This is a genomic window from Rhodococcus aetherivorans (assembly GCF_011058165.1).
GTDB lineage: Bacteria > Actinomycetota > Actinomycetes > Mycobacteriales > Mycobacteriaceae > Rhodococcus > Rhodococcus aetherivorans.
The window spans coordinates 31,345-42,924 of the sequence record NZ_JAALEG010000052.1; the positions used below are offsets into that span (position 1 = coordinate 31,345).

General features: G+C 71.6%; 10 protein-coding genes and 1 pseudogene. 6 read left to right on the top strand and 5 right to left on the bottom strand.

Annotated features, from left to right (window positions below; translation table 11 throughout):
• Window positions 1–40: 40 nt before the first annotated feature.
• Entirely contained in the window at window positions 41–346 is a 306-nt protein-coding gene (locus tag G6039_RS19140) for a DUF1540 domain-containing protein (protein WP_006935328.1), read from the top strand.
• A 12-nt stretch (window positions 347–358) separates the two neighbouring features.
• Here G6039_RS19140 and G6039_RS19145 read toward each other — a convergent pair whose 3' ends face one another.
• Entirely contained in the window at window positions 359–952 is a 594-nt protein-coding gene (locus G6039_RS19145) for a TetR/AcrR family transcriptional regulator (protein WP_043803034.1), read from the bottom strand.
• Between the two features lie 98 nt (window positions 953–1,050).
• On the opposite strand from G6039_RS19145, the gene G6039_RS19150 reads away from it, so the two are divergent.
• Window positions 1,051–2,526 (top strand): flavin-containing monooxygenase, encoded by a 1,476-nt coding sequence (locus tag G6039_RS19150; protein WP_043803031.1) that lies wholly within the window; start codon window positions 1,051–1,053, stop codon window positions 2,524–2,526.
• Window positions 2,527–2,578: 52 nt separating this feature from the next.
• Window positions 2,579–3,349, top strand: coding sequence for a DUF427 domain-containing protein (locus tag G6039_RS19155; protein ID WP_029546918.1), 771 nt, complete (start codon window positions 2,579–2,581; stop codon window positions 3,347–3,349).
• A 10-nt stretch (window positions 3,350–3,359) separates the two neighbouring features.
• Here G6039_RS19155 and G6039_RS19160 read toward each other — a convergent pair whose 3' ends face one another.
• The 3 genes from G6039_RS19160 to G6039_RS19170 are packed head-to-tail and all read right to left on the bottom strand — an operon-like array spanning window position 3,360 to window position 7,466.
• Window positions 3,360–4,469, bottom strand: a complete 1,110-nt coding sequence (locus G6039_RS19160) for a CapA family protein (RefSeq protein WP_029546917.1) — start codon at window positions 4,467–4,469, stop codon at window positions 3,360–3,362.
• Between the two features lie 54 nt (window positions 4,470–4,523).
• A complete protein-coding gene (locus tag G6039_RS19165; protein ID WP_029546916.1) occupies window positions 4,524–5,855 on the bottom strand; it encodes a diguanylate cyclase domain-containing protein in 1,332 nt (443 codons plus the stop codon).
• A gap of 57 nt (window positions 5,856–5,912) precedes the next feature.
• Entirely contained in the window at window positions 5,913–7,466 is a 1,554-nt protein-coding gene (locus G6039_RS19170) for a succinic semialdehyde dehydrogenase (protein ID WP_043803027.1), read from the bottom strand.
• 112 nt (window positions 7,467–7,578) lie between these two features.
• On the opposite strand from G6039_RS19170, the gene G6039_RS19175 reads away from it, so the two are divergent.
• Window positions 7,579–9,063, top strand: a complete 1,485-nt coding sequence (locus G6039_RS19175) for an adenylate/guanylate cyclase domain-containing protein (RefSeq protein WP_043803025.1) — start codon at window positions 7,579–7,581, stop codon at window positions 9,061–9,063.
• Between the two features lie 157 nt (window positions 9,064–9,220).
• Here G6039_RS19175 and G6039_RS19180 read toward each other — a convergent pair.
• Window positions 9,221–9,459 (bottom strand): annotated as a pseudogene (locus tag G6039_RS19180) (type II toxin-antitoxin system Phd/YefM family antitoxin).
• Between the two features lie 385 nt (window positions 9,460–9,844).
• On the opposite strand from G6039_RS19180, the gene G6039_RS19190 reads away from it, so the two are divergent.
• Together G6039_RS19190 and G6039_RS19195 are read left to right on the top strand one after the other, a co-directional pair.
• Window positions 9,845–10,366, top strand: coding sequence for a hypothetical protein (locus tag G6039_RS19190; protein WP_043803023.1), 522 nt, complete (start codon window positions 9,845–9,847; stop codon window positions 10,364–10,366).
• A 121-nt stretch (window positions 10,367–10,487) separates the two neighbouring features.
• On the top strand, window positions 10,488–11,580 hold a 1,093-nt coding region (locus tag G6039_RS19195; protein WP_164528097.1), incomplete at its 3' end, for a DUF7159 family protein.

Sequence of the window (11,580 nt, forward strand, 5' to 3'; positions counted from 1 at the left end):
GCATCCCATAGTGGACAACCGTCCTCCGGAAGGATCGATCATGACCACGATGGAAATGCCGCACGTCACCGAGTGCAGCGTCGGCACCTGCTCCTACAACCACGACGGCTGCCACGCCTACGCCATCAACGTCGCCGGGCACAACGGCAGCGCCGACTGCGAGACGTTCATCCCGCTGTCGACCAAGGGCGGCCTGGACACCGTCACCAGCAGCATGGTCGGCGCCTGCCAGCGCGCCGACTGCGTGCACAACCAGGATCTCGAGTGCACCGCGAGCGAGATCCGCGTGGGCGGCACCGGCAGCGGAGAGCACGCGGCCAACTGCCTGACCTACCGAGCCCGGTAGGTTCCGCCGACCTCACCGCCGCGGCCGCATCAACGCGCGCACCGCGTCCGTCAACGCGGCCGCCGACAGCTCGGGACTGATCGCGCGCTGCAGGCCCAGGCCGATGCCGAGCCCGAGCAGCATGGCCGACGCCTGCCCGGGATCCATCGTGGGCGTGACGTCGTACCGGTCGGCGAGCGAGCGGATCAGCTCGGCGATGAGCGTGCGCACCCCTTCGGCACCTGCCGCGATGCGGGACCGGATCGCCTCGTTGTGCCGGGAGCGCACCGAGAACTCGATCTCGAGCAGGGTCCAGCGCCGGTCGCCGATGGTGCGCTCGGCCCACACCCCGAACGCGGTCACCACGTCGTCGAGCGACGCACCGGCCGCGAGCGTCGCGGCGATCTCGCCCATGCGCTCGGCCCGGATCCGGTCGAGCACCGCGAAGCACAACTCGTCCTTGTTGCGGAAGTTGGAGTACACCGCGCCCTTGGAATAACCGGCGTCCTCGGCGATCTGGTCGAGGGACGCCGCGGCGTAGCCGCGCTCGAGGAAGTGCTCGGCCGCCGTGGCGAGCAGATCCTCACGGGTGCGTGCCTGGGTCTCCTGGCGGGTCGGTCGTGCCACGACTCGACGGTACCGGAGCGGCCGAAGTTCGGATACTGTGGTTATCCGGATACCGACGGTATTCGAATGGGGATCACGGGAGACGAGGGGACGACGCGATGGACGAATACCGGGTGGTGGTGATCGGCGCCGGGATCTCCGGCATCGGCGCGGCGATCGCGCTGCGACGGCGCGGGATCACCGACTTCGTCGTCCTCGAGAAGGCCGGGACCCTCGGCGGCACGTGGCGCGCCAACACGTACCCCGGATGCGCCTGCGACGTGCCCTCGCTGCTGTACTCGTACTCCTTCGCCCGGAACCGGGACTGGAGCCGAATCTTCGCCGGGCAGAACGAGATCCGAGACTACATCGAGCACACCGCCGACGCCCGCGGCGTGAGGTCCCACGTCCGGTTCGGGATCGAGATGCTGCGCGCGGACTGGGACCCGATCGACGCGCGCTGGACCCTCGAGACCACCGGCGGGACCGTGCGGGCGCGGTTCCTCGTCGCCGCCGCGGGACCGTGGAACGAACCGCTCGTACCCGACATCCCCGGTCTGTCGCAGTTCCCCGGCGAGGTGTTCCACTCGGCGCGCTGGAACCACGACTACGACCTGCGCGGCAAGCGCGTGGCCGTCGTCGGCACCGGAGCCTCGGCCGTCCAGTTCGTCCCCGAGATCGCGCCGGACGTCGCGCGGATGCACCTGTACCAGCGGACGGCGCAGTGGGTGCTGCCCAAGCCCGACCGTCGGCTGTCGGGGTTCGAGCGCCGGCTGCTCGCCCGCGTCCCGGGCGCGCGACGACTGGTCGAGGCGACCGAGTACGCGCTCATGGAGGCCCTCGGCCTCGGCTTCCGGCACCCGTGGCTCATGCGGCAACTGCAGTGGATCGGCCGCGCCCAGCTGCGGGCGCAGGTCCGCGACCCGCGGCTGCGCCGCGCCCTGACCCCCGACTACACCCTGGGCTGCAAGCGGCTGCTCATGTCGAACACCTACTACCCCGCCCTCACCCGCCCCCACGTCGAGGTCCACCCGAGCGCGGTGCGCGAGATCCGCGGCTCCACCGTGATCGCCCAGGACGGCAGCGAAGCCGAGGTCGACGCCGTCGTCTTCGGCACCGGCTTCCACATCCTCGACATGCCGATCGCCGGCCGGATGTTCGACGGACAGGTACGCAGCCTCGACGAGCACTGGCAGGGCAGCCCGCAGGCGTACCTGGGGTCGTCCGTCGCGGGCTTTCCCAACGCGTTCGTCCTGCTCGGCCCCAGCCTCGGCACCGGCCACACGTCGGCGTTCCTCATCCTCGAAGCCCAGCTCGAGCACGTCGCGACCGCGATCGACACGGCGGTGCGCCGCGGCTGGCGCACCCTCGAGGTGCGGCGCGACGTCCAGGACGCCTTCAACGACGAGGTCCAGGCCGCCCTTCCGGGCACGGTCTACAACTCCGGCGGATGCCGCAGCTACTTCTTCGACGTCAACGGCCGCAACAGCTTCAACTGGCCGTGGTCGTCGGCCGCGCTCCGTCGCCGGGTGTCGGCGTTCGACCCGGGCGTCTACGCCGTCACGCGCGACGACGAACCCGTGCCCGCCGGGTGAGCGGTGCGCCCGGCGGTCCTCGGTGCCCGGATGGCCGGCGTACCGTCGGGGCATGGCCCGCAGGTCCGCCACCCGCCGCCGTCCGCCCCCGTCGGACGGCTACCTGTACGAACCCAGCGAGCGGCGGGTCCGCGGAACCTGGGCCGGTCACACCGTGGTCGACACCATCCGCGCGCTGCTCGTGTGGCCGCCCGGCCATCCCGTCCCCTTCTACCTGTTCCCCCGCGACGACGTGCGCACCGATCTCCTCGCGCCCGCCCCGGCACCGGGCGACAGGAACGACGTCGCGCGGTGGTTCGATCTGACCGACGACGAGACCCGGGCGCCCGCCGCGGCGTTCGTGCTCGACGTCGCGGGACTCGAGGAGTACATCGGCTTCGAATGGTTCGGCCGCCGGGGAGCGGGCATCGAAAACTGGTACGAGGAGGACACGGAGATCTTCGTTCATCCCCGCGACCCGCACCACCGGGTCGATGCGCTGCCCAGCAGCCGGCACGTGCAGGTGTCCATCGCCGGCACGGTCGTCGCCGAGACCCGGAACCCGGTGCTGCTGTTCGAGACCCACCTGCCCGTGCGGTACTACATCCCGCCCGCCGACGTCGACTTCTCGGTACTCGAGGAGACGGAACTGCACACGTCGTGCCCCTACAAGGGTACGGCCCGGTACTGGAGCTTCACCGGAACGCCGCGGGCCGAGAACGTCGCCTGGTCGTACCCGGATCCCCTCCCCGCCGTCGCACCGATCGCCGGCCACGTCGCGTTCTACAACGAGGCGGTGGACCTCGTCGTCGACGGCGTTCCCGTCGCGCGTCCGGGCGGCTGACCGCGCCGGCTCACCGCTCGAGCCGGATCCACGGGCCGCCGTCCCCCGCGGCCCGCAACCGAGTGCCGAAGATCGCCGACGACTCCTCGAGCGCCGCGCGCAGCCAGCGCTCCTGCGACTGCGTGACGTGTTCGAGCCGCATCCGCCGCGCCCGCACCGGCATCATCCGCAACTCCCGCAGCTCCCGCGAGTCCGCGTCGAACGAGACGACATACAGCAGGCGCAACTCGTCGCGGAAGCGCTCGTAGCCGCCGATGCCCTCGTAGTCGTTGATCAGGTCGCCGCACCCGTACAGCACCGGCTTGCCGCGGTAGACCTCCAGCGGCCGCGGGTGATGGGACGAATGCCCGTGCACCACATCGACGCCGCCGTCGATCAGACGGTGCGCGAACCGCACGTGCTCGTCCGGCACCGCGTAGCCCCAGTTGGATCCCCAGTGCACCGACACCACCACCACATCGCCGGCCGCGCGGTCGGCGTCGATCCGGGCGAGCAGCCCGTCGGCTCCCGCCTCCGACACCTCCGGCAACAGCGCCACCCCGGGCCGCGTCGCCGTCGCGGCCCACCACGGGGCGATCCCGCTCGACACCGCACCGACCGACCACACCCGCACCCGGCCCGCCCCGACCGGGACCGTCGCCGGCCGCCACGCCAGCCGATCGTCGCCGCCCGCGCCGGCGAGCCGCAGTCCCGCCGCCGTGAGGACCTCGACGGTCTCGCGCAGACCACGGACGCCGAAGTCGAGCACGTGATTGTTGGCCAGGGTGCACACGTCGACCCGTGCGACGGTGACCACCTCGACGTTCGCCGGATTCATCCGGTAGTGGATGCCCTTCTCCGGCGCGTAGTCCCGCGACGTGGTCACGGACGTCTCGAGGTTGACGATCCGAACGTCCGGGGCGCACTCGTCGAGCACGGACAGCGCGATACCCCACGGCCAGTCGTATCCCGCGGGCCGCGGAATCGCGCCGCTGCGGGTCTCGGCGAGTTCGACGTAGTCCCGGGCGTCCTTCACGTAGGACTCCCGCAGCGTGGGACCTCCGGGGTGCAGGAGGATCTGGTCCACACCCCGGCCGGTCATCACGTCTCCGGCGAGGAAGAGCGTCACCGTGCCCGGCACACCTGCGACAGTAACCCCCGGCACCCGGATCCGTCGCGCGTCCACGGGCACAGGTCAGCCCGACGCGTAGCTCGGCTGCTCGGTGACGTCGCCGAGCACGACCAGCGTCGCGAGGGTGTTCTCCCACCGGATCCGGACGGCGCCGACCGTCGCCTGCACGACGGTCCCGTCCGGGCGGCCGAACTCGCACAGTTGCCCGGTCCGGTCGTGCAGCGAGCGGACGGTGACGGAACCGTCGGGCCACGTGCCGCCGGTGAAGATCTCGTGCAGCGCCCGGTTCTCCACGTCCCGGGCGTCGACGCCGAGCAGCGCCGCAAAGGTGGGATTGGCGTAGGCGATGGCGCCGCCGTCGCGCACGGCGATGATGGGGACGGGCAGCAGATCGAGGACGGCGGGCAGGGGCAGCGGCGCCAACCGATCCGGCAGGTGCGCCCAGGTCGCGGCCTTGGCTCGATACAGATCCATGTCGGCGTCGTGGTAGAGGTCCATGGGGTCGCTGACGACGCCCGCCGCGACCCCGAAGCTGACCGGCACGGGATTCGCGCGGACCATGTCCTCGAGCACCGCGCGCCCCTCCTCTTCGTCCGTGTCCGGGAGCACGACGAGGAATTCGTCGCCGCCGAGACGCGCCAGGATCCCGCCGCGCGGCACCTGCTGCGCCCACGCCCCGGCGGCGTCGCGGAGCAGTGCGTCACCCGCGGGATGCCCGTGCTCGTCGTTGAACGCCTTGAATCCGTCGACGTCGAGCAGGCCCAGGCAGACCCGGGTGCCGCGGTCGCGCGGCCGCGAGCGCAGTTCGAGGTCGAGACCCGCGCGGTTGCGCAGGCCGGTGAGCGGATCGCGGGTCGCCGCGTTCACCAGCAGCCGTCCCACGGCCCCGAAGATCGCCCCGGACCCGAGCAGGGCGGCGGCGACGATCACGTAACCGACCCACAGCAGGCGCGTCGGGGCGACGGCCGCGGCGCCGAGGGTCGCCGCGGTGAGCGCCCCGATCCACAGGACGGCCTGCCGCGGTGGCCAGAACGCCGAGAGATACATCGACAGGAACATCGATCCCATGACGCTGATGAGGATGCGGGAGGGATCGACGTGGAACGCGATCACCGCGGGCATCGCGACGACCGCGCACGCGGTGGCGGCGACGATGGGGGTGCGTCCCGGACGCCGTGGCGCCCACCGCAGGATCACCAGCCCGGCGATGCCCAGCGCCAGCGCCGAGGCCATGCCGGCGAAGCTACCGGATCGGGCGATGGCCGGATCGAGCAGGGCTGCAACGATTCCTACCGCGACGAGCCCGGTGCTGACTGCCAGGTACCACACGAGCAGACGGCGCCGCTGGACCCGGAGGTTCTCCGTCGCACCGTGCAGCACCTGGCGATCGCCCACAGCCGGATTATCGCGTTCGTCGCACCGCGTGTTTCCGGCTCTGCGAAATGCCGGCCGTCACCGGCCCGGCAGCCACTGCATCGCCTTGACGAAGGGCGGCATCACCTTCGACCACAGCTTCGGCGGAACCCCACGGGGCCCACCGAGATTCATCACCCGGGTCGTCGCGATCGTCTGCGGCTCGGTGTACTTGATCAGGCCCTCGGCGCCGTGCCGGCGGCCCATACCCGAGATGCCCATGCCGCCCATCGGCGCGTCGGTGCTGCCCCACGCCGGCGCGTAGCCCTCGTCGACGTTGACGGTGCCCGCCCGCACCCGCGCCGCGATGGCCTCGCCCTGCGCCTTGGTGCCCGCCCACACGCTGGCATTGAGCCCATACTCGGTGTCGTTGGCGCGACGGATCGCCTCCTCGACGTTGTCCACCGGGTACACCGACACGAGCGGACCGAACGTCTCCTCCCGGTAGCACTCGGCGTCCTCGGGGACGTCGGTGAGCACCGTCGGCTCGTAGAACAGGGGGCCGAGATCGGGCCGGGTCCGGCCGCCGGCAACGACGGTGGCGCCCTTGGCGACGGCATCGTCGACGTGCCCGGAGACGGCCTTGACCTGGGTCTCGTTGACCATGCTGCCCATTTCGACGCCGTACTCGTAACCCGGCCCGAGGGTCATGTTCCGCACCCGCTCGCCGAGCATGCGGAGGAACTCGGGGGCGACGGACTTCTCCACGTAGATCCGTTCGATGGAGATGCACAGCTGCCCGGAGTTGGAGAAGCACGCCCGCACGGCCGCGTCGGTGACCTCACGCAGGTTCGCGCCGGCGGTGACGATCATCGGGTTCTTGCCGCCGAGTTCGGCGGAGAAGCCGATGAGGCGGCGGCCCGCCTGCTCGGCGAGGAGGCTGCCGGTCTGCGAGGAGCCGGTGAACATGAGGTAGTCGGCGTTCTCGACGAGGGCGGTGCCCACGACGGAGCCGGGCCCGGGCACCACGGCGAACAGGTCGCGCGGCAGCCCGGCCCGATAGAGCAGTTCGACGACGGCCAGCGCGCAGTAGGGGGTCTGGCTGTCGGGCTTGAGGACGACGGCGTTACCGGCGAGCAGGGCGGCGATCGCGTCGGAGACGGCGAGGGTCATCGGGTAGTTCCACGGTGCGATGACCCCGACGACGCCCTTCGGGTGGTAGCGCACGGTGGTCTTCGTCAGGCCGGGAAGCATGCCCGTGGCGCGGCGGGGACGCAGCAGCCGGGGCGCGGTGCGCGCGTAGTAGCGCGCGGTGAGGGCGATGTCGAGGACCTCCTCCTGCGCCGACGCGCGGGCCTTGCCGGTCTCGGCCTGGGCCATGTCCATCAGCTCTTCGCGGTGGGCCAGCACCAGGTCGTGGTAGCGGTGGAAGATCTCGGCGCGTTGCTCGACGGAGCGGCGGGCCCAGTCGGCCTGCGCGACGCGGGCCCGCTCGAGGGCGGCCCTGGCGTCGTCGGCGGTGCCGATGGGAACCGTCGCGAGTTCACGACCGGTGAAAGCCTCCACGACCGAGCGGGTGGGACGGCTCGCTGCGTCCGGGATGGCGATGAGCTCGGCCAACCGTGCGAAGGTGGCGGCGCTGGGAGCAGGCATGTCGTACCCCTACTGGTGAGTAGTTCTTGCAGTTACACCAACCTACCGCGCAGCGTGGTGCTTGTCACAGAGCGGGCTGTTCGCCGCCCGGCAGCCCCGCTAGCCTGAGGAGATGGACCCACCGGTCACCCGGTATCTTCCGCGCGACGGCCACGGCCTCGCGTACCAGGTGGTGGGTGAAGGCCCGGTGGACGTCGTGTGGTTCCTCGAGATCCAGACCCACCTGGACCTGATGTGGACCGACCCCCACCTGCACTACCTGATCGAACGCAACGGCACCTTCGGCCGCTCGGTGTACTTCCAGCGCCGCGGGATCGGGCTGTCCGATCCGCTGGACCGGGTGCCCAGCCTCGAGGAGCAGGCCGACGACGTGCTGGCCGTGATGGACGAGGTGGGGATGCGCCGGGCCACCCTCGTCGGCGTCGCCAGCACCTGCGGACCGCAGTGCCTCGTCGCCGCCCGCGCCCCGGACCGCGTCGCCGGCCTGGTCCTCGTCCAGCCGTTTGCCGAGCGTCTCCTCGGCGGCGACGGTGAGCCGCACGGATGGACGCCGGTGCGGCGGGCGGAGTTCGTCGACAACTGGCGGACCGTGGGCCGGGAGTGGGGTTCCGGGGCCTCGGTCCGGATGTGGGAGCACCACGCCGACAACCCCTACAACCGGCGGCTGATGGCGATGCTCGAACGGTGCTCCGCGACACCGACCACGACGCAGGCGCACCTCGAGTGGATCTTCCGGCTCGACTACTCCAGCGCCCTGCCGTCGATCCAGTGCCCGGCCCGGGTGCTGCTCCCGGCCGCCAGCCCCGTGCCCCGCGCCGCCGCCGAGTTCGTCGCGCGGCAGATCCCCCGCGGTTCGTTCCACCTGTTGCCGAACGCCCTGCCCGGCGCCTCGCTCGGGGAGGCGTGGCGGCCGATCCTCGACCACGTCGAGGAACTCGCCACCGGGATGCAGCATCCGGTCGACGCCGACCGCAGCCTCGCGTCGCTGCTGTTCACCGACATTGTCGGCTCGACGAAACTGCTCGCCCGTATCGGCGACGGCGCCTACCGCGACCTGCGCGCCGCCCACGAACGACGGGTCCGGGCCGAGGTGGAGCAGGCCGGCGGCCGGCTCGTGAAGGTCACGGGGGACGGGACGCTGAGCCTCTTCGACGGCCCGGCCGCGGCCGTGCGCTGTGCCGCGCGGATCCGCGACGACGCCCGCGGCCTCGGCATCGAGATCCGGGCCGGCGTCCACACCGGCACCGTCGAGCACGCCGGACCCGAGCTGACCGGATTGTCCGTGCACATCGGGGCGCGCATCGGCGCGACCGCCGGTCCCGGCGAGATCCTGGTCTCCCGCACCGCCCGCGACCTCGGCACCGGCTCGGGCCTGAGGTTCGCCGACCGGGGCCGGCACCGGCTCGCCGGGGTGCCCGGCCGATGGCAGCTGTACGCGCTCACCGACGCGATCACGGACCCGCCCCCGATCGCGCACCGGTCCCTCGACCTGTCCGTGCTCGACCGGGCCGTGCTCCGCACCGCCCGGCGCGCACCGCAGGTGCTGCGGGCGGTCGCGGCTCTCGCCCACGCCCGGCAGCACCGGCAGGCGCGGTGATCATGGAACGGAAGACCACGATCACCCGTGCGTGACCCTCGTGTGAATCAGCAGGCGAGGTCTCGGTGGCGGGCTCGGCCTGCCAGGCTTCGGTTGTGATGAGGCCGGAACCGGGACGGCGCTACCGATCCGGTTCCCCAAGATCCGGCCCTGCGAGTCAGCACTGAGCAGGATCGCCGTCGGTGGCCGCGAGCGACTCGGCGGTGCCGGGCGAGACAGCCAGTAGATCGTTTCCTGCAGTGATTCCAGATCGTCGACCGACATCAGGACCGCGGCCGGTTTGCCGTGCCGGGTGATCGTGATGATGTCGTGCGTGGCTTCGTCGCTGTCGACCAGCGCCGAGAGCTTGTCCTCGGCTTCGCCGAGCGGCACGTCGTGCCCGAATATTGCCCTCATGCGCACCCGGTAGCAGGATGGCGGCGACACCGCGCCCCGCCGCCGCCCAAACGGCTGGTCCCCGAACGCCGAACCGTACGGAGCCGTTGTCGTGCGTTATTCAACGAAGACCATCGGTCAGTTCCGGACGGTCTCGACGACCTCGCCTCACTCGGACGCCCCCTGCACCGACGCAGAGCCGACGTGCTCGCCTGCGTCGACCACCGCGCCTCGAACGGACCCACCGCGGCAATCAACGCCCGACTCGAAGCACTGCCCCGTCACTCCCTCCGATTCGGCAACCCGACCCCCACCGGATCCCGTCACTGCTGCACTGCGGCAACCTCACCCGCGCGATCGAGGCACTCCAGGACCGGAAGAGCCCGTACAGCGGCACCATGGGGCCATGGACACCGCGCCGGAACCCGCTATGCCCGACACTCGCGACTGGACCTTCGTGCTCGACGGAGGGTGCCCCGAGTGCGGGTACACGCTGCACGATCCGGCCACGACCGGTCAACGCTTGCGCGCCGGCGTGCCACGCTGGCAGGCCGTGCTGCGACGGCCGAACGTCGCCGAGCGTCCCGCTCCGAGGGTGTGGTCGACGCTCGAGTACGCCTCCCACGCGCGCGACCTCATCGCCGTCCTCGGACAACGAGTGCGGGCAATGATCACCGAGGACACCCCGACGTTCGCCGATTACGACGGCGAGGCCGAGGCGATCCGCCGGCGGTTCTGGGCGGCAGATCCCGCCGCCGTCGCCCAGCAGATCGCGTCACGCACCGACGAGACCGTCAAGATCGTCGAGGGCGTCGAGGACTGGTGGCGCGACGGCCTGCGCAGCGACGGCCGCCGGTTCACCATCGCGCAGTTGTGCCAGTATCTGCTGCACGACGTCGAGCACCATCTGCACGACGTCGCGGGCTGATCCGGCCGAGCCGCGTAGTGGTGGGGTCCAGGACCGAGCGGCGCGGCGGTGGTGTACCGGCAGCACCGAGCCGACCTGCTCCGTGCGCGCGACCCGTGACCGAACCGTTATAGTCGGCGTCATGACGTCGGTTCTCGGTGTGTCGGTCGGGGCCAGCGCTGTGCGCTTCGCGTGCCGCGACACCGAGAGCCCCCACGGTCCGCTCTTCCGATCACGGTCGGTGACCGCGACCCTCGAACGGCCGGGAGACCCGGCCGCCGCATCCCTCGACACGGTGCTCGCCGAAACCGACGAGATCGACGAGGCCCAGGCCATCGGCGTCGCGTACCGGAACCAGGCGCAGGCCGGTGCCGTCCAGGCCGCGATGACCCGACTCGAGATCGGCCACTTCCACTTGGTCCCAGAAGTGACGGCCGCGCTCGAGAGACTGGAGACGTCCGGGGATCTCGGCGACCACGAGACGCTCGTGTTCTACGACCTCGGCAGTTCCGGCCTCACCGTCACCGTCGTCGACCGCCCCACCGGGCTCGTGCTGAGCACCGCACGCTCGGACCGGATCAGCGGCGACCTCCTCGACCGGCTGATCTACCACCATCACCTGGAACTGCACCGCTTCACCCCGCCGGCCGACCCGGCAGCACAGCTCGCCCTCACCGCCCGGTGCCGCGACGCGAAGGAGCAGCTGTCCACCCACGGCGCGGTGTGCATGCCCGGGGAGGGCGGTCTGCTGCTGCTCTCCCAGGACAGCTTCGATTCGCTCATCGACGGCCCCGTAAAAGCCTCGGCCCACCTCACCCGGGAGGTCATCCGCCGCTCCGGCCGCACCCCCGACGCCGCGGTGCTCCTCGGCGGCGGTGCGCACATCCCGCTGGTCACCTCCGTGATGCAGTCCCGGCTCGACCTCCCGGTGATCGTGCCCGCACAACCCGAACTCGTCGCGGCCGAGGGTGCGGCGCTGCTGGCCCGCGCCGCCACCGGCGAGGCGGGCGGCACGGTGATGTCCCCGACAACGGCACCCGCGCCCCACCAGACGAGCAACACCGTCGACACCGCCGACACCCGGCACACCGTCGAGACGACCGCACCGCCGCGGACACCTCGACGCCTCCTCCTCGCCGGCAGCGTCGTCACCGTCGTCGCGGCGATCGGCCTCGGCCTCGGCACCGACCTGCTGCAGGGTTCCGAGCGGGACGCACAGCCCACCGCCCCGCCAC

Bases quoted from the DNA above. Each gene is read 5' to 3' on its own strand.
- G6039_RS19140 (WP_006935328.1), top strand. From the start codon at position 41: ATGACCACGATGGAAATGCCGCACGTCACCGAGTGCAGCGTCGGCACC.
- G6039_RS19150 (WP_043803031.1), top strand. From the start codon at position 1,051: ATGGACGAATACCGGGTGGTGGTGATCGGCGCCGGGATCTCCGGCATC.
- G6039_RS19155 (WP_029546918.1), top strand. From the start codon at position 2,579: ATGGCCCGCAGGTCCGCCACCCGCCGCCGTCCGCCCCCGTCGGACGGC.
- G6039_RS19170 (WP_043803027.1), bottom strand. From the start codon at position 7,466: ATGCCTGCTCCCAGCGCCGCCACCTTCGCACGGTTGGCCGAGCTCATC.
- G6039_RS19175 (WP_043803025.1), top strand. From the start codon at position 7,579: ATGGACCCACCGGTCACCCGGTATCTTCCGCGCGACGGCCACGGCCTC.
- G6039_RS19190 (WP_043803023.1), top strand. From the start codon at position 9,845: ATGGACACCGCGCCGGAACCCGCTATGCCCGACACTCGCGACTGGACC.